The organism is Lysobacter rhizosphaerae (assembly GCF_054779795.1).
This window is the reverse complement of sequence record NZ_BAAGXO010000007.1, coordinates 802,694-825,602: the sequence shown is the minus strand read 5'-3', so window position 1 is coordinate 825,602 and position 22,909 is coordinate 802,694. Positions and strand designations below refer to the sequence as shown.

The following is a 22,909-nucleotide window of genomic DNA, read 5'->3' as shown; positions in this document are numbered from 1 at the left end:
GGTCAGCGCCGCTTGCGCCCCGTGCCCAGCTTGCGCGTCAGGGTGTTTCGGCCCAGACCCAACCGGGCGGCGGCCTCGGCCCGGCGTCCGCCGGTGTGTTCCAGCGCCGCGTCCAGCAGGACGCGATCGAAACGTTCGCGCGCCTGGGCGTGGATGTCCGCGCGTCCGGCCGCGAGTTGCGCCCGCGCCCATTGCGCCAAGGCCGCATCCCACGCATCGGCCGCGGTGGCGTGGTCCGCGACCGCGGTGCTCGCAGGCAACGCGGTTTCGACATCCGCCGCGCCTATGTTCTCGCCCGGCGCGAGGGCGGCCAGGCGCCAGCACAGGTTTTCCAGTTCGCGCACGTTGCCCGGCCAGTCGTAGGCGAGCAGGCGTTCGATCGCGGGCTTGCCCAGGCGCTTGGGCGGCATGTCGAAGCGGCGCGCCGCGGCGGCGAGGAAGCGCGTGGCGAGCAACGGCACGTCGTCGCGGCGTTCGCGCAGCGGCGGCAGGCGCAGGCGTACGACGTCGAGCCGGTGCAGCAGGTCGGCGCGGAAGCGGCCTTCGCCGACCAGCGCTTCCAGGTCCTGGTGTGTCGCCGCGATCACGCGCACGTCGACCCGGATCAATTCGCGGCCACCGACGCGGAAGAACTCGCCCTCGGCAAGCACGCGCAGCAGGCGCGTCTGCAGCGGCAGCGGCATGTCGCCGATCTCGTCGAGGAACAAGGTGCCGCCATCGGCCTGCTCGAACCGGCCCGGATGGCGGCGCGTGGCGCCGGTGAAGGCACCGGCCTCATGGCCGAACAGTTCGCTCTCCAGCAACTCGGACGGAATCGCGGCGGTGTTGAGCGCGACGAAGGGCTTGGCGGCGCGGGGCGACTCGCGGTGCAGGGCGCGCGCCACGAGCTCCTTGCCGGTCCCGGTTTCGCCGGTGATCAGCACCGACAGCGGCGCCTGGGCGAGTCTGCCGATGGCGCGGAACAGCGCGCGCATCGCCGCGGTGGTGCCGACCAGTTGCGGACCGTCCGCGCCCACGTCGTTGCCGTTGTCGCCCGGCACGTCGGCGCCCGTCCCCGTGGATGTCGTCGGCGCGCCGTTGCGCATGGGCAGGGCCCGCGCGGCGAGCGCCACGGCGTCGTCGAGGTCGAACGGCTTGGACAGGAATTCGTGGGCGCCGCCGCGGAACGCGCCGGCGGTGCTGGCAACGTCGGTATAGGCACTCATCACGATCACCGGCAACTCGGGATGCGTGGCCTTGAGTTTTTCCAGCAGCACCAGGCCGTCGTCGCCGGGCATGCGCACGTCGGTGAACAGCAGGTCGGGCGCCGTGCGCGTACGCAGCGCGGCGAGCGCATCGGCGGCGTTCTCGAAGCCGTCGACTTCGTAGCCTTCGTCACGCAACGCGGTGGCGAGGACGAACCGCACGCTGCGGTCGTCATCGACGATCCAGATGCGGGCCTCACGCGCCATGGGGGTTGCCCTCGTGGGTGTCGCCTTCCAGGGCGATGGGGAGCAGCACGGTGAACACGGTGTGGCCCGGCCGCGAGCGGTACACCAGCGAACCACGGTGCTCGCGCGCGACCTGCTGCGCGAGCGCCAGGCCGAGGCCGCTGCCTTCCGCACGCCCCGACACCAGCGGCAGGAACAGGCGCTCGGCCAGTTCCTCCGGCACGCCGCGCCCGTCGTCGCTGATTTCCAGGCGCAGCGCCAGCGCATGCGGTTCGTCGCCGATGCGCGCGGCATGCTCGGCACGGGTGCGCAAGGTGACGTTGACCGCACCGGCTTCGATCGCGTTGCGCACCAGGTTCCACACCGCCTGGGTCAGGCGGTCGGCATCGCCGGTGAGCTCGGGCAGGCTGGGGTCGTAGTCGCGGGTGAGCTTCACCGCCCAGCCGGCGTCGGCTTCGGCCAGGCGCAGCACGCGTTCGAGCACGGCATGGATGTTGAGCGGTTCGTGCGGGCGCGCCGGCGTCGGCGACAGCAGGCGCTCAAGCAAGGCGGTGAGGCGCGCGACCTCGGCTTCGATCAGGGCGACCAGTTCGCGCGAATCGCGGTCGTCCTCGCTGCTGCTGGCGATGCGGCGCGCAAGCAGTTGCGCCGCCCCCTTCAGGCCCGCCAGCGGATTGCGCAGTTCGTGGGCGAGACCCTTGAGTGCGGCCGACAACGCGGACGGCAGGGCGACAGCGGGATCCTCGCCGGGGAATTCCTCGACCGGGTGCGCCTCGACCAGCCACCCGGCTTCGGTGCGCGACAGGCTGACATCGGCGAAGCGCGGTTCGTCGTGGCCGGGAAACGCCAGCGCGAGCCGGCGCAGGCGGGCGAAGTCGCGTGGTGTTTCGCCGGATTCGGCGAGCGCGCGCGACAGCATTTCGCCATCCACTTCCAAGGCCGCCAACGGCACGCCCGGCAGGCGCCGACTGCTGACCCCGAGCCAGCGCGCCAGCGCCGGGTTCGCCCCGAGAATCACGCCAGCCGCATTGGCCCAAGCCAACGGGGTCGTCAGGCTGTTGCTGTCGGGAGCCAGGGCCGTCATTGCACCATCTTAGTGCAAAGACGCGGCCGCACCCGAGGGCGGGCGCTTCTGTCGGCTGGCTGATCGCACGCCCGCCTCAATGCTCGTACGCCGCTTCACCGTGCGAGGAGATATCCAGGCCTTCGCGCTCGGCCTCCTCGGGCACGCGCAGGCCGACGGTGTGCTTCACGACCAGGAAGCTCACCAGCGCGACCACGCCAGACACCAGCACGGTCACGACTACGCCCTGCAACTGGATCCATACCTGATGGGCGATGTCGTAGTCGGGCGACGCGGTTTCGCTGACGTAATCCCATACCCCCGCGCCGCCGAGCGCCGGCGATGCGAACACGCCAGTGAGCAATGCGCCGAGAATGCCGCCGAGGCCGTGCACGCCGAACACGTCGAGCGCATCGTCTGCACCCAGCAGTCGCTTCAACCCGCTCACGCCCCACAGGCACGCCACGCCGGCGAGCGCGCCGATGACCAGCGCACCGCACAGGCCGACGAAGCCGGCCGCCGGTGTGATCGCGACAAGTCCGGCCACTGCGCCCGACGCCGCGCCAAGCATCGATGGCTTGCCCTTGCCCATCCACTCCAGTGCGGTCCAGCCCAGCACCGCCGCGGCGGTGGCTAGGAAGGTGTTGACGAAGGCCTGCGCGGCAATCGCGTTCGCTTCGAGCGCGGAACCGGCGTTGAAGCCGAACCAGCCCACCCACAGGATCGACGCGCCGACCATGGTCTGCGTCAGGTTGTGCGGCTTGATCGCCTCGCGGCCGTAGCCGATACGCCTGCCGGTGAGGTAGGCACCCACCAGGCCCGCGGTGGCGGCATTGATGTGCACGACGGTGCCACCTGCGAAATCCAGCGTGCCCTTCGCGAACAGGAAACCGGATCGCGCCAGCACACCCGGCACCGCGGCGTTGCTGGTGAACGCATCCGGCCCGGGGAAGAACCACACCATGTGCGCCATCGGCGCATAGGCGAAGGTGAACCACAGCACGGTGAACACCAGCACGCCGGCGAACTTCACCCGTTCGGCGAAGGCGCCCACGATCAGCGCGCAGGTGATGCAGGCGAATGCGCCCTGGAACACGAAGAACGCCAGTTCCGGGATGTACACGCCCTTGCTGAACGTCGCCGCCAGCGCACTCGCAGTGAGTCCTTTCGCGAACAACCGGCCACTGCCGCCGACGAACGCGTTTCCCGGCGTGAACGCCAGCGAGTAGCCATACAGCACCCACAACACCGCCACGAGCGCGAACACCAGCAGGCACTGCATCAGCACCGACAGCACATTCTTGCTGCGCACCAGCCCACCGTAGAACAGCGCCAGGCCCGGCAGGGTCATGAAAATCACCAGCGCCGAGCACACCAGCAACCAGGCGATGTCGCCTTTGTCGACTGCCGGTGGTGCAGCGCGCGCCGCCTGCTGGGCGAATGCGATCGTCGGAGCGGCGAGTACCGGCACGACGGCGATTGCGACACGACTGCCCCATCCCGCGCGCTGCCGCCCGTCCGGCCTGCGGATGATCGCGGTGATCGGCTGCATCGCTCGGCTCCCATGGCTGTCGGTAAACGCTTGCGTGGCGATTGCCTTCAATCCACATGCGATCCCGCGGCCGTGTGGCATGGCGGTGGCATGCGGTGACATGGCGAAGGCGGCGACACGTTTTGCGGACTACAGCCCGCAGGGATGGCCGCGGGTAGGCGTGGTGTGCGTTCGCAGGGACGGCCGCGAAGGCGGAGGTGATGCACTCGCAACGTGGTGCGAGGTGGACTCAGGCGCGTCGAGGCATCCGGATTCGCGGGGTTCGCCGCAAGCCGGAGTTGAAGCACGCGGCATGGGGAACGGCCATGCCGCGCTGTTACCGGTAAAACCGCCCCTCTCCGCCAGGAGAGGGGCGTTGAAGCAAGGAACTCTGGAAACTCAGATCGTGTAGTACATCTGGTACTCGAGCGGGTGCGTCGCCGCGCGGAAGCGCGTGACTTCCTGCATCTTCAGCGCGATGTAGCTGTCGATGAAGTCGTCGGTGAACACGCCACCGGCCTTGAGGAATTCGCGATCCTTGTCGAGCGCTTCCAGTGCCTGGTCGAGCGAGTGGCACACGGTCGGGATGTTCTTCTCTTCTTCCGGCGGCAGGTCGTACAGGTCCTTGTCGCTCGGCGCGCCCGGATCGATCTGGTTCTTGATGCCGTCCAGGCCGGCCATCATCAGCGCGGCGAAGGTGAGGTAACCGGAGTTCATCGGATCGGGGAAGCGGATCTCGATGCGGCGCGCCTTCGGGTTGGACACGTACGGAATGCGGCACGACGCGGAGCGGTTGCGCGCCGAATAGGCCAGCATCACCGGTGCTTCGTAACCCGGCACCAGGCGCTTGTAGCTGTTGGTGGTCGAGTTGGCGAACGCGTTGATCGCGCGGGCGTGCTTGAAGATGCCGCCGATGTACCACAGCGCCATCTGCGACAGGCCGCCGTAGCCGTCGCCGGAGAACAGGTTCTGGCCGCCCTTGGCGAGCGACTGGTGCACGTGCATGCCACTGCCGTTGTCGCCGACCAGCGGCTTGGGCATGAAGGTCGCGGTCTTGCCGTTGCGGTGGGCGACGTTCTTGATGATGTACTTCATCGTCAGCAGTTCGTCGGCCTTCTGCACCAGGGTGTTGAACTTGGTGCCGATCTCGCACTGGCCGGCGTTGGCGACTTCGTGGTGGTGCACTTCGACTTCGATGCCGACCTGCTCCAGCGTCTTGCACATCTCGGCGCGGATGTCGTGCAGCGAGTCGAGCGGAGCGACCGGGAAGTAACCGCCCTTCACCATCGGCCTGTAGCCGGTGTTGCCGCCTTCGTATTCGCGGCCGGAGTTCCATGCTGCTTCTTCCGAGTCGACATGGAAGAAGGTGTGGCCCATGTCATTGGCGAAACGGACGCTGTCGAAGATGAAGAATTCCGGTTCCGGACCGAAGAACGCGGTGTCGGCGACGCCGCTCGACTTGAGGTAGGACTCGGCACGCTTGGCGATGCCGCGCGGATCGCGCGTGTAGGCCTGCATGGTGGCCGGGTCGAGGATGTCGCAGGTCAGGACCAGGGTCGGATCGGCGGTGAACGGATCCAGGAACGCCGTGGAGGCGTCGGGCAGCAGGACCATGTCCGATTCGTTGATGCCCTTCCAGCCGGAGATCGACGAACCGTCGAACATCTTGCCATCTTCGAACAGGCTGGCCTCGACGATCGACTTGGGGAAGGTCACGTGGTGCTGCACGCCGCGCATGTCGGTGAAGCGCAGGTCGACGAATTCGACCTTGTGGTCCTTGATGAGTTTTTCGACGTGTTCGAGGGACATGCTGGGCTCCGGGGCTGGGATCGTTGCGGTGGGCCAAGGCGGCCCGTCGACATCCTTCAAAGCAAGCCGCGTGCCAAGCTTTCGATCCGCGTAAGCATCTGATTTGCAATGGTTTCACCTCGACGCCGAGCACCGGCGTGCGCCAACTTGGGGCGGAATATCCGCAGTCGCACCTGATTGGTGCGATCACGCCCGTCGGCTATGCTTGCGCGCCCTCGCCGGGCCGGCCGTGCGCGCAACCTGGCACGACAACGCCCACTTCGACACCAGTCCATTGCCCATGTCCAACCTGTTCGCCGCCCTGCTGCTCGGGATCATCGAAGGCATCACCGAATTCCTGCCGATCTCCAGCACCGGTCACCTGCTGATCGCCGAGCGCTGGCTGGGGCACCGCAGCGACCTGTTCAACATCTCCATCCAGGCCGGCGCGATCCTCGCCGTGGTGGTGATCTACCGGCAGCGGCTGTGGGACCTGGCCACCGGCTTCTTCACCGAGCACGCAAGCCGCGACTACGCGGCCAAACTCGCCGTCGCCTTCGGGGTCACTGCGGTGCTCGGCCTGGCGGTGAAGAAGCTCGGCTTCCAGTTGCCCGAAACCGTCACGCCCGTCGCTTGGGCGCTGGTGATCGGCGCGGCGTGGATGGTCGCCGCCGAACACCTCGCCGCGCGTCGCGCGGCGGTGCTGGGCGAACGCGCGGCGATCACCTGGACGGTGGCGCTCCTGGTCGGACTGGCGCAGGTGGTGGCCGGCGTGTTTCCGGGCACCTCGCGCTCGGCCGCGACCATCTTCGTCGCCCTGCTGGCCGGTACCACCAGCCGTGCGGCGGCGACCGAATTCGCCTTCCTGGTCGGCATCCCGACCATGTTCGCCGCCACTGGCTACGAGCTGATGGAGGTGCTCGGCACGGGTGAAGCCGCGCACGAGGACTGGGCTGCGCTCGCGGTTGCCTTCGTCGCCTCGGCCATCACCGCCTTCGTCGCTGTGAAGTGGCTGCTGCATTACATCCAGAACCACCGCTTCACGGCGTTCGCGGTGTATCGCGTCGTCCTAGGCGTGGCGTTGCTGCTGCTGGTGCCGACGGGCCAGTAGTGCGTTCGAAAGAGTCGGAAGTGGAGCCCGCGCGCTGAACTGCGTCGCGGCCGGGCTGGTCCAGGGTCAGTCCTTGACCGCGGGATTGAGCGAATAGGTGCCGTAGATCGCGGCTTCGTCCAGCACGTGCCCCTGCATCGCCTGCAGGACGTCACTGGCGGTGAAGCGCTCGGGCACGTCCAGCTTCGCCACGTCCAGCGCGAACAGGCGGAAGAAGTAGCGGTGCAGGCGCAGGTCGTGCGGCGGCGGGAACGGACCGTCGTAGCCACGCCAGTCGCCGCGCATGTCGGCGTCGTTGGCGAACCAGCCGGTGTAGTCGTTCAGGCCCTGGCGGCTGCCCGCGGGTCCCTTGGGTGCGGCCTTGCCGTGCGCGACCACGCCGTCGCTGCAACTGCCGGCGGCGAGCATGCGCACATCCGCGGGCACATCGACGATTACCCAATGGGTGAAATCGGTGCGCGGCTGGTCGGCCGGGATCTGTGCCGGCGCGATGTCGGTCGGCACGTCCGGATCGATGCACAACAACGCAAACGATCGTGTCCCCGCTGGCACCTCGTCCCAGGCCAGGTGCGGATTGCGGTTGGCCGCGAAACCGTAGCCGTCGGCTGTCGGCTGGCCGGCGGCGAATTCGGCGGGAACGCGCGCGCGATGCGCAAAGCTGTCGCTGTGGATCTTCATGGTCTGCGCTCCCGGGTGGCGTGGAAAACAGTGCTTGAAGGCCACAGCGACCGCGTCGCGGCGCAGTCGCTGCGGACGGCGCGTTGCGACGCGCCGCGGTGATCAGTTTTGCGGATAGCCCAACCGTACCGCGACCGGCGTCAGCATGGCGAATGCCGCCGAAAGCGGTTCGGCATACGCGCGCCAGTGGCCCGGGGCGAAATGGCGGATGCCCGCGCTCGGCATCGGTGCCAGGTTTATCTCCAGCGCCTCACCTACCGCCGTCGCCAGGGCGACCGGGTCGTATGCGATGTCGTCTAGCTTGAGCAGGCGATGCGGGAACAGATCACCCGCGTGCAGGTCGGCCACCTGTGCCAGCGAGTCCGCGAGCCAGCGCGCCGCGGCTTCCGGCGAGGGCACGGCGAAACGCTGCGGCGCGTCGAACGCCAGCCATTCCAGCAGCATGTCGCGCGGATCGCGCACGGCGATCATCAGCACCGCCTCGGGCAGGTGCGGGCGCAGTGCATGCAGCAGCGCGTTGTCCCACAGCGCCAGCCAGTCGAAGATCTGGCCGTCGTGGATGCCACGGGCCGGCAGCCCGGCGCGCCATTCGTCGACGAGGGCCTTGCCATCGAGGCGGCCATCCATCAGTTCGAACGGCGTGTCGTAGCGTTGCAGCGGATCGGTCGGCGGTTGCGGACCATAACGGTCGACCCGCACCGGTCCGTCGGTGAAATCGAAGTTCAGGGCGATGCGATCGACCAGCGAACCGGGCGCACCCCACAACAGCAGGACGCCAGGGGCCGGATCGGGCAGCGGTGCCAGCGGGGGCAGGTCGCCCAGAGTGGTGGTCAACGGCGGCAACGGCGCGCGCTGGTCGGCGGCATCGGCATGCAGCGCGGCCCACGTGGCCGCGGCTTCCGCGGTTTCGCCGGCGGCATCGAGGCAGCGGCCCAGCAGCTGGCGCAGCAGCGGGCGGGCGTCGGCCGATTCCGTGCGTGCCAGCAGTTCGCGAACGCGCACCACCGCGGCGGCCGGGTTGTCCTTGAGCAGGCGATCGACGATGCGCAGTTCGGCCGGCGCATGCCCGGGCGCCATGGCGACGATCTGGTACGCGATCGCATCGGCTTCCTCGGTCTCGCCGGCGTGGTCGTGGATCGCGGCGCGGGCCTGCAGCGGAAGGATGTGATCGGGTCGGGCTTCGAGCCAGCGCTCCACCACCACCAGCGCTTCCGGGCCGGCGAATGCCTCGAACAGCAGGCGCGCGCGCCACAGCTGGTCGTTTTCCGGGTAGTTCGCCAAGGCGGCATCGAGGGTGGTGCGCGCGTCCTCGGCGGCATTGCCGCGGCGCCACGCCTCCACCAGTGCTTCCAGGGTGCGCTGGTCGTGCGGCATGGCGGCGAACGCCGCCTTCAGCGGCTCCAGCGCGCGCTCGGCGCGACCGGCTTCGAGTTCGAGTACGCCCACCACGCGTTGCAGGCCCGGCGTGACACCGTCGCCCTGCAGCAGCGCGGCGGCTTCGTCGGCGGCCTCGGCGGCACGGCCCTGGCGGCGGACTAGGTCGGCGATCAGGCCACGCAGCGCGACCGAATCGGGCTGGTGCTCGAGCTGCTTGCGGAAGGCCTGCTCGGCGAATGCGTAGTGGCCCTTGGCGATGTAGGCGAAGCCGAGCGCATTGCGCACCGTGACATCGTCCGGCGCGGTCTGCGCGGCCTGCGACAGGATCGCCAGCGCACGGTCGGCATCGCCACGGCGCAGCATCACCATGCCTTCGATCGCGGCGACCAGCGGGTTCTCCGGCGCGATGCGCGCGGCGAGCTTGGCGGCGCGTTCGGCTTCGGCGAGGTCGCCGCGCGACAGCGCCAGCTGGCCCTGGATGATGTAGGCGGGGAACTGGTTGGGATCGAGACCCACGGCGCGGGCGAGGGCCGCCTGCGCGTCGTCGAGCTGGCGCGTATCGAGCAGCAGGCCGGCGCGTTCGACGTGCAGGCTGGCGTCGTCGGGTGCCAGCGCGAGCGCGGCGTCCACGGCGCCGAGTGCGGCCCCGCGATCGCCGCTCAGGTGCAGGGCGGCGCCCAGCAGGCGGTGGGCCATGGCGTCCTGCGGGTTGGCGGCAACGGCATCACGGGCGGCGGGCAGCGCCTCGGCGGCGGCGCCACGGCGCAGCGCGTCGATCAGGGTCTCGTACATGGGGTGTGCTTCGGTAGGAATTGCAGGGAGTCGGCGATTGTAAGCCGCGCGGCGGATGCGCGCGGGCCTTGCCGCTCAGGCCACCGACGGTGCGGCCGGCAGCGCCTTGGCCGCGGTTGCCAGCCGTTCGGCGACCCAGCGTTCGGCGAATCCGTCCAGACGGGCGTTCTCGAGGAAACCGCAATGGCCGCCCCATGGCGCGATCTCCAGCCGGGCCGTGGGCGGCAGCTGGAGGTGGTGGAAGTCTTCCACCGGGATCACCGGGTCATCGGCCGCCATCAGGATGCTCACGGGCACCTGCAGGCCCGCCAGCCGGCTGCCGGCGATGGAATAGCCGTCGAAGTAGTTGTCGAGGGTGCCGAAGTCGGTGTGGCGTTCGACCAGCCACTGCGTCAGCGGGCGCATGCGCAGGCTCAGCACCTGGCTGTCGAAGGCATGCAACTTCGGGAACAGCGCGCGCTTGCGCGCCAGCGAGCTGCGCCACTTGCGCTCGAAGTACCACATGTACGCGCGCAAGCCCTGCTCCATCGCCTCCATGGTGCGCGCCGGGTCCAGCACCGGACACACCGCGGCGACGTGGGCGATGTCGAGCCCCGCGGCCGGCGCGCGCAGGGCCAGGCGCAGGGCGAAGTTTCCGCCGAGCGAGTGCCCGGCCACCACCAGCGGCCGGCGCGCGAAGCGCCGCGCGACATCGCAGGCCGCGCGCACGACTTCGTCGATGCGGTTGGAGTGGAACAGGCCCTCGTTGAGGTGGTGGGTGTCGCCGTGGTCGCGGAAATTGAGGCGGAACACCTCGAATCCTTGGCGCAGCAGCTGCGCCGCCGTCAGGCGCATGTAGCTCGAGTCGGCGCTGCCTTCCCAGCCGTGCAGCAGCAGGGCGAGGCCGCGTACCGGCGCGCCGGGGATGGCGCTGTGCACGCCCTGCAGGCGCACGCCGTCCCCGCCATCGATCAGGTGCACCGTGTCGACCGCGCCGCAGGCGCGCAGCGCGCGTTCGCCGTACAGGGTCCGCAGCGGGCTGGTGCCCACCAGCGACTGAACGTGCGCGTTGCGCAGCCAGCGCGACGGACGATAGTCGGCGACGGTCAGCATCGGCTGTGGCGGCGCGGCCGGCGCCACGGACTGGAGGGTGGCGGCCGCGCCGAAGTCCTGGAGCAGGTTGCGTTCTTTCGGATCGCCGCTGGTGCGTTCGGCGTCAAAGCCCGCCTCGAACCCTGCATCACGTCCCGTCACTTCAGCCTTCCATCGCCGCGATGATGCGGCCGCGCGCCAACTCGGCAATGCGCCGGCGGCCATCGGCTTCGCCCGGCGCGATCGGTTCGAGGAAATGCACCTCGGCCAGGCGCGCGGGTTCGCCGAGCAGGCGCACGAAGTTGTCGAAGAAATTTTCGCGCGGCTGGAAGGCGACCACGTGCTGCGCCGATCCTCCTTCTCCATAACGCAAAGCCACCGGCTGTACGGGCACGCCCGCCTCGACCGCGGCCAGGAAGATGCGCGCATGGAATGGCCCGATCTCGCGGCCGCCGCGGGTGCCGCCCTCGGGAAACACGCCCACGCTGCGGCCATTGCGCAGGCGCGAGAGCATTTCATGCAGCACACCGCCCAGGGATTCGGTGCTGCCACGGGCGTGGAAGATGGTTTCGCCGCGCTGCGCCAGCCAGCCCACTACCGGCCAACTCTGGATCTCACGCTTGGCGACGAAACCCATCATGCGCTGGCTGTGCAGGGTCTCGATATCGATCCAGCTGACATGGTTGGCGACGAACATGGTGGCGCCCGGCAGCGGCGTGCCTACCCGGCGCAGGCGGAAACCGAATACGCGCATCAATCCCGCCGACCAGGCACGGATGGCGCGATGCTCCAGCGATTCGTTGCCCCAGCGCAGTGCCGCGGTGACGGGCGTGGTCAGCAACATCGTCAGCGGCAGGTGCACGACCAGATGCCACGCCAGCATCGGCACGCGATAGAGGTATCGGCAGGCGCGCGCCAATCGCGCCCCGGGCGCGAGGGCGCCGGTGGGGGACGGCGCAGTCATGGCACCACGATACCGACCCCACGACAGCAATAAAACAGTTATGTCGCAACTGCCGCGTCCGCGGCAGGGAACAGTGACTAGCGCGCTTCACAACACGTCGGCGTACGGAAGCAGGCTTATTCCTACTGCCGCTTGGCTAACTCTGTGCCGGCCGCCCCACCACCGCCAGCGTCAGCCGCGAGATGCACACCAGGCGCCCGGCTTCGTCCTCGATGCGGATTTCCCACACCTGGGTGCTGGCGCCGACATGCAGTGGCCGCGCCGTCCCGGTGACGAAGCCCTCGCGCACGCCGCGCAGGTGGTTGGCGTTGATCTCGATACCGACCACGCCCTTGCCCTCGGGGGCGCACAGGCCGCCGGCGGTGCTGCCCAGGGTCTCGGCCAGCAGCACCGAGGCGCCGCCGTGCAGCAGGCCATGGGGTTGGAGGGTGCGCGCATCGACCGGCATGGTGGCGCGGACGAAATCGGGGCCGAGCTCGGTGAACTTGATCCCCAGCGGGATCATGGCCGTGCCCTCGGACATGGCGTTGAGGTCGGCGAGGGTGGCGTCGCCGCGAAACAGCGGCCGGCTGGGGCGGGTGGCGGGGGTGGCGGGGTCGGTCATCGCCAGACGATACACGCTGTGGTGGGGCCGGCGGTCGGTACTAACCGGCCAGCGCGCAGGGAGAGGGAGGAGACCTGCGCGCCGGCCGGGACCGCGCCCACGGAGAGGGGGATATCCCTGTCAGGTGCTGCTTAGTCAGGTGCAGCCGAGTCAGGTGTTGCCATCGCGCGGGGGCGACGCGATGGCACGGAAGTCAGGCACAACGGAACAGCGGGGCGAAGCCATTGCTGGTGTAGCGACGGTCGCGACCGTAGCCGCTGCTGTTGCCATAGCCGACGCCGAAATCACGGTCGCGGTGCACATGGCGGATGGGGGCGGCCTGCGCGGCGCCACGGGCGGCCACGGCAACGGCGGCCAGGGTGTCGGGGGTGGGGCGGGTTTCGGTGGAAACGGTGTTCATGACGATCTCCTCGGGGCTGGGCGGGGCGGCGAGCACAGCCACCGGAGTGGGGTGCGCGTTACGCGCAGCGGAACAGGGGCTGGAAGGCGCTACTGGAATAGCGGCGGTTGCTGGCGTAGCCGCTGCTGTTGCCGTAGCCGACGCCGAAATCGCGTTCGCGGTGCAGGTGGCGGACGGGGGCGACCGGGGCGGCGGGGGCGGACTTGGCGGAGTCGGCGCGGCGGGCTTCGAAAGTGCGGACGTTCATGGCGGTTTCCTTGGGGGCGGGGGTGTGTGGCTTGGTGTGTTGGTAAAGTACAACACCGCATCGATAATTCACCTGTGCCGGAAGTCACCCCACCGACGGCCTAGGGGTCACTTCCGACGGAACTCCCTGATTCAGATGCCTTTTCGGCCGGGAGAGTTGCTGTGACTGATGGCCTACTCCCCTATCCGGGGGACGCCGGCGCACGGGTTCAGGTCGATTCCGGGGCGGCCGGGGCTGGGATCGGGGCCGAAATCAGGCGGCCCAGCTCGCGGCCGGAGTGCGGATCGATCGAATACGGATGCGTCTGCGCCAGGAACCCGGGCTGCGACCGGACCCGCGCGAGCCAGGCGCACACCCGCGGATAGGCCTGGAGCACAAACCCGGCCTCGTCCGCCCGGCTCGTGTAGGCGAACAACGCGATATCGGCGATGCCGTAACGGTCGCCCGCAATAAAGTCGCGCGTCGCCAGTTCGCGCTCGAGGATCCCCAGCGCGTTGCGGCCGGCGCCGCGCTTGAGTTCGACCAGCGCCTGCGGCCGGCGCGGCAGCTTGCCCGTCAGGGTCCAGTGCCGCAGCGCCCCGATCTGGCTTTCCACGCGCTCCTGCTCGAAGCACAGCCATTGCCACACCTTGGCGCGGGCGAACCCGTCATCGGGCAGGTACGGCGTGCCCTGGGCGAGGAACATCAGGATCGCGTTCGATTCGGCGAGGCAGCGGCCGTCCTCCAGTTCGATCGCGGGCACGGTCCCGGTCGGGCTGATCGCACGGAAGTCGGCGCTCGCGCCTTCGCCCTCGAAGATGCTGACGTGACGCGTGCGGTATGGGCACTGCAGGTGCGCGAGCAGCTGCCGCACCTTCCAGGCGTTCTGTGAAGGCAGGTAGTCGTAGAGCGTGAGCATGGACGGACTCGTCGGCAGGAGGAGGCGCCAGTGTCCGCAGCCCGCGCGCGCGGCGATATCCGATTCCTGCGCCGGCGCGCGCGCGCACGTAAAATCGGCGCCATGACCATGCAAGAACTGCCGCTGGGCCGCCACGTCGATTACCCGCGCGAATACGACGCCACGCTTCTGTTCGCGATCCCGCGCGCGCTCGGCCGCGATCACATCGGCATCGATGCCGACAAGCTGCCCTTCGTCGGCAGCGACCGCTGGCATGCGTACGAACTGAGCTGGCTCGATGCGCAGGGCAAGCCGCACGTGGCGACGGCGACGTTCGAGGTGCCCGCCGACTCACCGAACCTGATCGAATCCAAGTCGCTCAAGCTCTACCTCAATTCGTTCAATGCGACCCGGCTGGACAGCGACGCGGTCGTCCGCGAACGCATCGTTCGCGACCTGTCGCACGTCGCGGGCGCGCCGGTCGCGATGAGCTTCGGCCTGCCGCCGATCGACGAGAGTGGAACCGGCGAATCGATCGACGAACAGGCCATCGCCATCGACAGCTACGGCCCGCCCGACGCCACCCTGCTCGCCGCAGATGCCAGCGACGTCATCGAGGAAACCCTGAGCAGCGCGCTGCTCAAGTCCAACTGCCCGGTGACCGGCCAGCCGGACTGGGCACGCGTGGTGATCCGCTATCGTGGTCCGCGCCTGGATCGCGCCGCGCTGCTGCGCTACCTCGTCTCCTTCCGCGACCACGCCGAATTCCACGAGCAGTGCGTCGAACGCATCTTCACCGACCTGCTCGCACGCACGCGCCCGCAATCGCTGTCGGTGGAAGCGCGCTACACCCGCCGCGGCGGGCTCGACATCAATCCGTGGCGCGCCACGGCGGACATGCAACGGCCGCCCGTCGGCCGCGACAGCAGGCAGTAGGAAACCGGTTCAGGTTTTCCGTCTCCGCCATATTTCCTTAACAAGGACCGTGCCACCGTTGCCCACGTCGACAAGACACAGGGGAGGAGCCCCTACATGAGCAACGAGAAGAAGCCCGACTTTTCCAACGTGCAAAGCGGCTCGGGCACCACCGAGCAGAGCAAGCCCGATTTCTCCAATGTGCAGTCCGGCGCGTCCTCGACCGAGCAGATCACCGGTGGCGGCGGCGGTACCGGCGGCGCAGGCGCAACCATGTACACGGTAGCCAAGGGCGACACGCTCTCGCACATCGCCAAGGCGCATTACGGCCAGGCCAGCAAGTGGCACGCGATCTTCGAAGCCAACCGCGACCAGCTCGACGATCCGGACAAGATCTTCCCCGGCCAGGTGCTCAAGCTCCCGGCGAGCGAAGGCTGACCTTCGCACCGCTTCGCACCTCGTCTTCGCACCTCGCCGAGCCCACCGGTTTCGAAGCTCGTTCGAACGCACGCCCCGCTCCGTTCGTTACCGGGCACGTCGTCACCGCACACGTCGTCATCGCACAAGGAACGCACGCATGAACAACCGCAACCGCATCTCTTCTGTCCTGCTGATCGCGCTGCTCGGCACCATTGCCCTGGTCGGCTGCAAGAAGAAGGAAGAACCCGCCCCGATGGCGACTACGCCGCCGCCGGCCACCACTCCGGCTCCTGCTCCGGCGCCGATGCCCGCCCCGATGCCCGCCGGCGCATCGGTCAGCACGGTCGATCTCGGCAGCGCCGTGGGCGCCGACATGAAGGTGAGCGCGCCCAAGACCAGCTTCGCACCGAAGGACACCATCTATGTCTCGATCGGCACCAGCACCAGCGACCCCGCCGCCAGCGTGTCGAGCAAGCTGGGTGCGAAGTGGACCCACGTGGACAGCAACCAGACCGTCAGCGAGGACACCCGTGACGTCACCCTGACAGGCATGGGCAATACCGAATTCCACATCGTCAAGCCCGATGGTTTCCCGGCCGGCAAGTACAAGGTCGACGTCATGCTCGACGGCAACGTCGTGCAGACACGCGAGTTCGAGGTCAAGTAAGCACCGTCTCTCTCCGCCCCGCTGCTGGCGGGGCCCTGAAGTCCGGGCGCGACGCACGATGTCGCGCCCTTTTTTTGTCCGCCCTCGCCGTGCTCAGCGCGCCGCGTTCAGCGCGCCGGGAATTCGCCGTCGAGGTAATACCAGCGTCCGTCTTCGCGCACGAAGCGGCTGATCTCGTGCAGGCGCACCGCGGCCGCGCCGCCCACCCGGTAACGCGCCACGAATTCGACGGTGGCGCGATCGGGGTCGAGCACCTGGTGCCGCTTGACCTCGAGCCCGAGCCATCGCGTCGCGCCGGCATCGCCGAAATCGAGCGCCTGCGGCCGCGTGGACGCATGCCAGGTCGCGAGCAGATAGCCCGCGTCGCCACGCACATAGGCGCTGTAGCGCGAACGCATCAGCGCTTCGGCGCTCTGCGCCACGGCATCACCGCGATGCAGGGGCGCGCAGCATTGTGCATAGGCCCGCGCGGACTGGCAGGGACACGCTTCGGTCGCGTTCATCCCCGCATTGTCGCGGCGGGGCGCGCCTGGCGTCATCCGTCCTGCGTGGGCGCATTGGCTGCAACGCACATCGGGCCCGCATTGCCGGTGCCGGCGCGCCAGCGCGGCCGCGAACGACTACCCTGTGCACCCCCGCACCCCGCAACCTCGCCCCCGCCGCCATGAAAGTCCCCAGCTACCTCGACGATGCGCAGATCGAACGCCTGTCCGACCTGCTTGACCAGCGTGCCGTGCCGTTCAAGGGCTTCAACCTGGAGGCGCTCGACGGTTACCTCTCGGCCCTGGCGGTGTCGCCTGAAGACGTACCCGTCGCCGAGTGGCAGCCTGCTGTGTGGGGCAAGCCGCCGCGCTGGGCCGACGAGGCCGAACGCGCGGAAGTCGAGGCGCTGCTGCTGGGCCACTGGAACATGGCCAGCCAGCGCGTGCGCTTCGACGACGACGACCTGCCCGAACACCTAGCCCCGCTGCTGTGGCTGCCGGAAGAAGCCGAGGCCGAGCATCCCGATGAACTCGATGTCGGCCGCGACTGGGCCTTCGGCTTCTTCCGCGGCGTCGAACTGCGCGAGGCCGCGTGGGAAAAGTGGCTGGACGAACACGACTGGATCGAGGAGATCTTCGCGCGCCTGGACCAGCTCGCCAGCGGCGAGGTGATCGGCGAGGATCCCGAGGCGCCGGGCACGCCGGTCGGCTATCGCGAACGCCTGGAAGTGATCGCGTCGTTGCCGGGCATGCTCGCCGACCTGCACCACCACCGCATCGACGCGCTCACCCCACGCGAACCGATCCGCAAGGACGCCACGCCCGACCGCAACGCGCTTTGCCCGTGCGGCAGCGGCAAGAAGTACAAGAAGTGCCACGGCGCCTGAGCTGAGCGCCCGGAAGCACGCACCTGCGCGCGGCGGAATCGGCGCGATTGCGCGCGATTACTTCCTGGCCACGTTCGCCGACTTCTTCTGCACGACCGGCTTCAACGGCAGCAGCAGCCCCGCTGAATCCACCGCCGGCAGCAGTCCACGCCGGTCCGCGGTCGGGCTCTGGCCGGGACACTTGGCGTCGGGGAAGCCGAAGCGCGGCTCCAGCGCGCGCCCGCATTCATCGAGCACCTCGAAGGCCTTGCCCGGTTCCAGGCATTCGCCTTCGAACGCACGCAGCCACGCGTCGCGGCGGCGCGCGAAATCCTCGCCACAACTGCGCGTGACGCGGATGCGGTCGAGGTCGTCCTGCACCGCGTTGCTGCCGGACAGTCCGTACTCGCGCAATTCGGCCTCGCTGAGCAGGCGCAGGCGGCGGTTGGCGACCGTCATCATCAGGTCGGCGATGCGCGCATCGGCGCCGTTGCGGGCGAGGTAATCACGCACCTGTCCGCTGACGTCCTTCAACTCCGCGCTGAGTTCGGCGCGCGACGTCGCCATCGACTGGTCGCGGAACAGCCGGTGCACGCCGACTTCACCGGCGATGGAACGCGTATCGCCACCGGCCAGGATCAGCACGCATGAGCTGTGGCAGTACGAACCTTCGCGCACCCAGATCGCCCAGCGCTGGTCGGCCATGCTGTCGCCGGCGCGGATCGCCTCCTCGACGTGGCCGCCGGAGGAGCTGATGTCGAGGATGCGGACCGGGATCTCCATGCGGTCGGCGATCGCCGACAGGCGCTGCATCAGCGCGGTGAAGCCGGCATCGATCTTGCCTTCATAGCGCACGCGCACCACGCCCTTGGGCTGGCACGGCGTGAGCGCGTCGACGACCGCGAAGAAGGTCAGCGCGCCCAGGGCCTCGCCATCGCCGAGCGCGGCGTAGTCGTAATCGCAGCTGATCCACGCCTGGCCGGCGTCGAGCTCGGCGGTGGGCCAGTAGGTGGTCTTCAGGTAATCGCCCGGGGCCATCTCGGTCATTGGCGCGGCGGTGATGTGCCGGGCGGGGCCGGCACTGGCGGCGTCCTCGGCGAGGGTGACCGGTGCCTGCACGGGCGCCTGCTTCTGGCAGGCAACAGCCGCCAGCCCCAGGGACAGCAACAAAAGACTTCTTGCCAGTAGATCTTTCAGCATGAGCACATCACCAAACCTGCGATGCGGGGAGCTGCACCGCCATTGCCAGTACACCGCGCTGGCGCCCGCGCGGCAAGATGTTGTTGCGCCTTTGTGAAGGCGGAATTGTGAATCCGTGCAGTCAGTTTCCGGTCTGCGCATGAACACCCTTTGACCCTTGTCCAGATGAACGCGGGCGTCCGCCGGACCCGGACGCAACGTTCCGTTCCGGAAGCCGCACCGCTTTGCCCCGGCCTGCCTGAACCGCGACAATGGCGGGTCTGCCCGCCCGCGGTCCGCGCCGCCGGCCGGCCGCGGCCAGCGCCGCCCCCTTTCGAACGACCGAGCCTGCGAGCCCCCTCATGTCCAATGCCCCGAAGATCCTCTACACCCTGACCGACGAAGCGCCGTTCCTGGCCACCGCGTCGCTGCTGCCGATCATCGAGGCCTACACCGCCCCCGCCGGCATCACTGTGGAAACGCGCGACATCTCGCTCGCGGGCCGCATCCTCTCGCACTTCCCCGATTTCCTCCGCGACGACCAGAAAGTCGCCGACGACCTGGCCGAACTCGGCCAGCTCGCGACCACGCCGGAAGCCAACATCATCAAGCTGCCCAACATCAGCGCCTCGGTGCCGCAGCTGCTGGCCGCGATCAAGGAACTGCAGCAGCAGGGCTACGCGCTGCCGGACTACCCGGAAGAACCGCGCGGCGAGCGCGACAACGAGATCAAGGCCCGCTACGACCGCACCAAGGGCAGCGCGGTGAACCCGGTGCTGCGCGAAGGTAATTCCGATCGCCGCGCGCCGGCGTCGGTGAAGGCGTATGCGCGCAAGCATCCGCACAAGATGGGCGCCTGGAGCAGCGATTCGAAGTCGCATGTCGCGCACATGGACGCCGGCGACTTCTACGGCAGCGAGCAGTCGGCGGTGATCGCGCAGCCGACCACGCTGAAGATCGAAATGATCGGCAGCGACGGCCGCAGCCAGATGCTCAAGACCGGGCTCAAGGTGAAGGCCGGCGAAGTGGTCGACGCGTCGGTGATGAGCACGCAGGCGCTGGGCGAGTTCGTCGATGCGCAGATCGACGATGCCAGGGCGCAGGGCGTGCTGTTCTCGCTGCACCTGAAGGCGACGATGATGAAGGTCTCCGACCCGATCATGTTCGGCGTGGTGGTCAAGCGCTTCTACGACCAGGTGCTGTCCAAGCACGCCGCCGTGCTCGAACAGATCGGCTTCGATGCCAACAACGGCATCGGCGACCTGGCCGCGCGCCTGCCTTCCCTGCCCGCCGATCAGCGCGCCGCGATCGAAGCCGAGCTTGCGGCCGTGTACGCCACGCGCCCGGGCCTGGCGATGGTCAATTCCGACAAGGGCATCACCAACCTGCACGTGCCCAGCGACGTCATCGTCGACGCTTCGATGCCGGCGATGATCCGCGACAGCGGCCGCATGTGGAACGCCGAAGGCAAGCTGCAGGACACCAAGGCGGTGATCCCGGACCGCTGCTACGCCGGCATCTACCAGGCCGTGATCGACGACTGCCGCGCGCACGGCGCGTTCGACCCGGCGACGATGGGCAGCGTGCCCAACGTCGGCCTGATGGCGCAGAAGGCCGAGGAATACGGCTCGCACGACAAGACCTTCCAGATCGCCGCCGACGGCACCGTGCGCGTCAGCGACGAGGCCGGCCACGTGCTGATGGAACACGCGGTCAAGGCCGGCGACATCTGGCGCATGTGCCAGACCAAGGACGCGCCGATCCAGGACTGGGTGAAGCTCGCGGTCAACCGTGCGCGCCTGTCGCACACGCCGGCGGTGTTCTGGCTCGACAGCGCGCGCGCGCACGACCGCAACGTCATCGCCAAGGTCGAGCAGTATTTGAAGGACCACGACACCAGCGGCCTCGACATCCGCATCCTGTCGCCGGTCGAAGCGATGAAGTTCTCGCTGGCCCGCATCCGCAAGGGCCAGGACACGATCTCGTGCACCGGCAACGTACTGCGCGACTACCTCACCGACCTGTTCCCGATCATGGAGCTGGGCACCAGCGCCAAGATGCTGTCGATCGTGCCGCTGATGAATGGTGGCGGCCTGTTTGAAACCGGCGCCGGCGGCAGTGCGCCCAAGCACGTGCAGCAGTTCGTCGAAGAGGACTACCTGCGCTGGGATTCGCTGGGTGAATTCCTCGCCCTGGCCGCCTCGCTCGAGCATCTGGCCGAGACCACTGGCAACGCCCGCGCGAAGGTGCTGGCCGACGCGCTCGACGCGGCCAACGCCAAGTTCCTCGACACCGACAAGTCGCCCTCGCGCAAGGTCGGCGGCATCGACAACCGCGGCAGCCACTTCTACCTGGCGATGTACTGGGCACAGGCGCTCGCTGCACAGAGCGACGACGCGGCGCTGCAGGCGAAGTTCGCGCCGTTGGCACAGGCGCTGACCGCGAACGAGGCCAAGATCGTCGCGGAGCTGGTCGCAGTGCAGGGCAAGCCGGTCGACATCGGCGGTTACTACAAGCCAGACATGGCCAAGCTGTCGGTAGCGATGCGACCGAGTGCGACGCTCAACGCGGCGTTGGCGGCGTTGTAAGTCGTCGTAAAAAGCAAAGCCCGGCAACTGCCGGGCTTTTTGCTTTCTGCACGCGCATCGCCGTGGCGACCTCGACAGTCATGGCTAGCGGACGTAAGGCAGTTCGGTGTTGCGGTTGCGTTCGCGCTCGCGCTGCTCGAACAACCGGTTCGCCTTCTCCTCGGTCATCTCGTACTTCGGCGCCACGTGCGGCAACAGCAGGCGCAGCCATGCCTTGTCCACGCGGCGCGCCTCGGCCGGACAGGCCTTGGCCCGCGCTGCGGGCAGGTCGCCGTCGGTGACGATGCCGAGGTAGCGCGAAGGGTTGCTGCCGTAGACCAGGCATTGCAGGTTGAAGTAGCGCTGCTCGCCCAGCGCATGCTCGTCGGCGTATGCGTCGAGGTTGTATTGCCCGGTGCTGCGCGCGAGGAACCAGTTCGACGCCATGCGCAGGTTGTCGCTGACCTGGCGCGAGGATTCGTTGATGCCGGCGAAGCGTTGCATCAGCGTGGTCGCGAGCTGGTCGACCGCATCTTCCTCGCGGCCGGTGATCGGGATCTCGAGCATGTCGATCAACGCATGGCCGGTCTCGTGCAGCAGGATGAAGCGCAGGTTGGCGGCGAGGTATTTCTGGGCGTAATCCTCGCCCAGGTCCTGGTCCGCAGCGAGCTGCTGGCCGCGCTCGAGCAGCACCTTCATGGTTTCGTAGCACATCACCACTTCAGCGCGTTCGGGTGAATAGAACGCATTCGGCTCGCGGCATTCGGCCATCACGAACTTGATCGGGCGCGGCAGCATCAGCATGCCGTCGATGGCCTTGATCTCCGGCAGGTGGCGCAGCAGGTCGCCGTCGTGGGCGAGCTTGTAGAACGGCTCGAGTTCGGCCGTCTTCGGTGCCACGTACTCGTAGGCGAAGTGGACACCATCGGCCTTGCCTTCGGCGTTGGCGACCTTCTTCATCACCGCCGGCTTGAGCGCGGCGAGTTCGTCGGCCATCGCCTTCTCCGCATCGGCGCGGCCTTGCGCGCGCGCGGCGGCGACGGCCTTCTCCTGCCGCTTCACCGACAGCAGCGAATAAAGAAAGGCACCGCTCACCAGGCCCAGGGCCACCGAGAGCAGGACGATCAATCTGAGTTTCATGCACTTCCCCGAGGCGGACGTGGCGGGCGATGCGCTCCAAACGCCACTCGGCGCCACGACGGGATCGTAGCGAGTCGGCCGTCACGGCGGAATACACGCCCACGTCCCGGATCTGTGCCCCGGACGGCAGGAAGGGCGCCGTGGGCGCCCTTCCGCGTTTCCTCATCCTGACTTCAGCTGCGCGGTCAGGCGGCTTGGTCGTACTGCCGCATCACCAGCTCGTCGCCGATGCGTTCGATCGCGTATGCGATCAACGCGGGCGCTGGTTCGGCGGTCCCAGCATCACGGCGCCGGCCATAACGCCGGGCGAAGGCGGGCGTGCGATAGCTGCGGGGCTCCCGTTCCGACAGGGCCTCAAGCATGGTGGCGTTGAACAACTCGTTCTTGAACAGGTTCATCTCTGCGCTCCGTAGGGGGGCCATTCCGGCATGGAGCTGCCGTCCTGGCGCGGGGCTGGTGAAGCAGGCGCAGCTTGCGCGGTGCAGATGACACCCGGGTTCACGCCGCCTTGCAGCGGCGTGAACCTTCTTCATTCAGCGGCAGCCGCCGGCAGCACGTGCTTCGGTGCGCACGTCCTGGCGCTGGCCGAAACGGCGCTCGGACGCCGCGCGGTTGCCGAGTTCATCGGCGAATTCATTGGCGGCGGTGGCGGCGCCGTAATGACGCGCGTCGATGAGCACCGGGGATGCCGGCTGGTCGTTGTCGATCAGGTAAAGCAGGCCTTTGAACAGGTTCATGGT

At 68.5% G+C, this 22,909-nt stretch carries 23 protein-coding genes; 6 read left to right on the top strand and 17 right to left on the bottom strand.

The features are described from left to right. Nucleotides 1-2: 2 nt before the first annotated feature. The 4 genes from ntrC to glnA all read right to left on the bottom strand — a co-directional run bounded on the left by ntrC (nt 3) and on the right by glnA (nt 5,833). A complete protein-coding gene (gene ntrC / locus ACYVGE_RS12760) occupies nt 3-1,451 on the bottom strand; it encodes a nitrogen regulation protein NR(I) (protein WP_460730427.1) in 1,449 nt (482 codons plus the stop codon). Beyond that, a complete protein-coding gene (locus ACYVGE_RS12755; protein ID WP_460730425.1) occupies nt 1,441-2,514 on the bottom strand; it encodes a two-component system sensor histidine kinase NtrB in 1,074 nt (357 codons plus the stop codon). The genes ntrC and ACYVGE_RS12755 overlap by 11 nt, the downstream gene beginning before the upstream one ends. Nucleotides 2,515-2,590: 76 nt before the next feature. Next, the gene (locus tag ACYVGE_RS12750) at nt 2,591-4,045 is read right to left on the bottom strand and encodes an ammonium transporter (RefSeq protein WP_460730423.1); all 1,455 of its coding nucleotides are present in this window, start codon (nt 4,043-4,045) and stop codon (nt 2,591-2,593) included. A 378-nt stretch (nt 4,046-4,423) separates the two neighbouring features. Next, entirely contained in the window at nt 4,424-5,833 is a 1,410-nt protein-coding gene (glnA, locus tag ACYVGE_RS12745) for a type I glutamate--ammonia ligase (RefSeq protein WP_457097138.1), read from the bottom strand. A 280-nt stretch (nt 5,834-6,113) separates the two neighbouring features. Here glnA and ACYVGE_RS12740 point away from each other — a divergent pair, with 280 nt between their 5' ends. Then, complete coding sequence (locus tag ACYVGE_RS12740; RefSeq protein WP_460730583.1) at nt 6,114-6,923, top strand: undecaprenyl-diphosphate phosphatase; 810 nt, start codon at nt 6,114-6,116, stop codon at nt 6,921-6,923. Nucleotides 6,924-6,989: 66 nt separating this feature from the next. Here the strand turns inward: ACYVGE_RS12740 and ACYVGE_RS12735 are convergent, their stop codons facing one another. From ACYVGE_RS12735 to ACYVGE_RS12700, 8 genes are all read right to left on the bottom strand, one after another. Then, the gene (locus ACYVGE_RS12735; protein WP_460730420.1) at nt 6,990-7,601 is read right to left on the bottom strand and encodes a YbhB/YbcL family Raf kinase inhibitor-like protein; all 612 of its coding nucleotides are present in this window, start codon (nt 7,599-7,601) and stop codon (nt 6,990-6,992) included. 102 nt (nt 7,602-7,703) lie between these two features. After that, on the bottom strand, nt 7,704-9,770 hold the full coding sequence (locus tag ACYVGE_RS12730; RefSeq protein WP_460730418.1) for a tetratricopeptide repeat protein: 2,067 nt from the start codon (nt 9,768-9,770) through the stop codon (nt 7,704-7,706). Between the two features lie 75 nt (nt 9,771-9,845). Then, on the bottom strand, nt 9,846-10,859 hold the full coding sequence (locus ACYVGE_RS12725) for a YheT family hydrolase (RefSeq protein WP_460730582.1): 1,014 nt from the start codon (nt 10,857-10,859) through the stop codon (nt 9,846-9,848). Nucleotides 10,860-11,004: 145 nt separating this feature from the next. Continuing rightward, nucleotides 11,005-11,805 (bottom strand): lysophospholipid acyltransferase family protein, encoded by an 801-nt coding sequence (locus ACYVGE_RS12720; protein WP_460730416.1) that lies wholly within the window; start codon nt 11,803-11,805, stop codon nt 11,005-11,007. Between the two features lie 136 nt (nt 11,806-11,941). Next, nucleotides 11,942-12,409, bottom strand: coding sequence for a hotdog fold thioesterase (locus ACYVGE_RS12715; RefSeq protein ID WP_460730414.1), 468 nt, complete (start codon nt 12,407-12,409; stop codon nt 11,942-11,944). 193 nt (nt 12,410-12,602) lie between these two features. Continuing rightward, nucleotides 12,603-12,809 carry a hypothetical protein gene (locus tag ACYVGE_RS12710; RefSeq protein ID WP_460730412.1) on the bottom strand — a complete coding sequence of 69 codons (207 nt, stop codon included), beginning with the start codon at nt 12,807-12,809 and terminating at the stop codon, nt 12,603-12,605. A 58-nt stretch (nt 12,810-12,867) separates the two neighbouring features. Then, nucleotides 12,868-13,056 carry a hypothetical protein gene (locus ACYVGE_RS12705; protein WP_460730410.1) on the bottom strand — a complete coding sequence of 63 codons (189 nt, stop codon included), beginning with the start codon at nt 13,054-13,056 and terminating at the stop codon, nt 12,868-12,870. 208 nt (nt 13,057-13,264) lie between these two features. Next, nucleotides 13,265-13,954 (bottom strand): glutathione S-transferase family protein, encoded by a 690-nt coding sequence (locus tag ACYVGE_RS12700; RefSeq protein ID WP_460730408.1) that lies wholly within the window; start codon nt 13,952-13,954, stop codon nt 13,265-13,267. A 102-nt stretch (nt 13,955-14,056) separates the two neighbouring features. On the opposite strand from ACYVGE_RS12700, the gene queF reads away from it, so the two are divergent. The 3 genes from queF to ACYVGE_RS12685 all read left to right on the top strand — a co-directional run bounded on the left by queF (nt 14,057) and on the right by ACYVGE_RS12685 (nt 15,935). Then, entirely contained in the window at nt 14,057-14,869 is an 813-nt protein-coding gene (gene queF, locus ACYVGE_RS12695) for an NADPH-dependent 7-cyano-7-deazaguanine reductase QueF (RefSeq protein ID WP_460730406.1), read from the top strand. Nucleotides 14,870-14,965: 96 nt separating this feature from the next. Next, nucleotides 14,966-15,286 carry a LysM peptidoglycan-binding domain-containing protein gene (locus tag ACYVGE_RS12690; protein ID WP_460730404.1) on the top strand — a complete coding sequence of 107 codons (321 nt, stop codon included), beginning with the start codon at nt 14,966-14,968 and terminating at the stop codon, nt 15,284-15,286. Between the two features lie 139 nt (nt 15,287-15,425). Beyond that, nucleotides 15,426-15,935, top strand: coding sequence for a hypothetical protein (locus ACYVGE_RS12685; protein WP_460730402.1), 510 nt, complete (start codon nt 15,426-15,428; stop codon nt 15,933-15,935). 107 nt (nt 15,936-16,042) lie between these two features. Here the strand turns inward: ACYVGE_RS12685 and ACYVGE_RS12680 are convergent, their stop codons facing one another. Then, a complete protein-coding gene (locus tag ACYVGE_RS12680; RefSeq protein ID WP_460730400.1) occupies nt 16,043-16,438 on the bottom strand; it encodes a YchJ family protein in 396 nt (131 codons plus the stop codon). A 161-nt stretch (nt 16,439-16,599) separates the two neighbouring features. On the opposite strand from ACYVGE_RS12680, the gene ACYVGE_RS12675 reads away from it, so the two are divergent. Next, nucleotides 16,600-17,304, top strand: coding sequence for a UPF0149 family protein (locus ACYVGE_RS12675; RefSeq protein ID WP_460730398.1), 705 nt, complete (start codon nt 16,600-16,602; stop codon nt 17,302-17,304). 57 nt (nt 17,305-17,361) lie between these two features. On the opposite strand, the gene ACYVGE_RS12670 is transcribed toward ACYVGE_RS12675, so the two are convergent. After that, complete coding sequence (locus ACYVGE_RS12670) at nt 17,362-18,483, bottom strand: COG3904 family protein (protein WP_460730396.1); 1,122 nt, start codon at nt 18,481-18,483, stop codon at nt 17,362-17,364. A 341-nt stretch (nt 18,484-18,824) separates the two neighbouring features. Between ACYVGE_RS12670 and ACYVGE_RS12665 the strand changes: the two genes are divergently transcribed. Then, complete coding sequence (locus tag ACYVGE_RS12665) at nt 18,825-21,050, top strand: NADP-dependent isocitrate dehydrogenase (RefSeq protein WP_460730394.1); 2,226 nt, start codon at nt 18,825-18,827, stop codon at nt 21,048-21,050. A gap of 84 nt (nt 21,051-21,134) precedes the next feature. Here ACYVGE_RS12665 and ACYVGE_RS12660 read toward each other — a convergent pair whose 3' ends face one another. From ACYVGE_RS12660 to ACYVGE_RS12650, 3 genes are all read right to left on the bottom strand, one after another. Then, nucleotides 21,135-22,169: a DUF4344 domain-containing metallopeptidase gene (locus tag ACYVGE_RS12660; RefSeq protein ID WP_460730392.1), complete on the bottom strand. Its 1,035-nt coding sequence runs from the start codon at nt 22,167-22,169 to the stop codon at nt 21,135-21,137. Nucleotides 22,170-22,354: 185 nt separating this feature from the next. Further along, on the bottom strand, nt 22,355-22,567 hold the full coding sequence (locus tag ACYVGE_RS12655) for a hypothetical protein (RefSeq protein WP_460730390.1): 213 nt from the start codon (nt 22,565-22,567) through the stop codon (nt 22,355-22,357). Nucleotides 22,568-22,702: 135 nt separating this feature from the next. Further along, nucleotides 22,703-22,906 carry a hypothetical protein gene (locus tag ACYVGE_RS12650; RefSeq protein ID WP_460730388.1) on the bottom strand — a complete coding sequence of 68 codons (204 nt, stop codon included), beginning with the start codon at nt 22,904-22,906 and terminating at the stop codon, nt 22,703-22,705. Nucleotides 22,907-22,909: the final 3 nt, after the last annotated feature.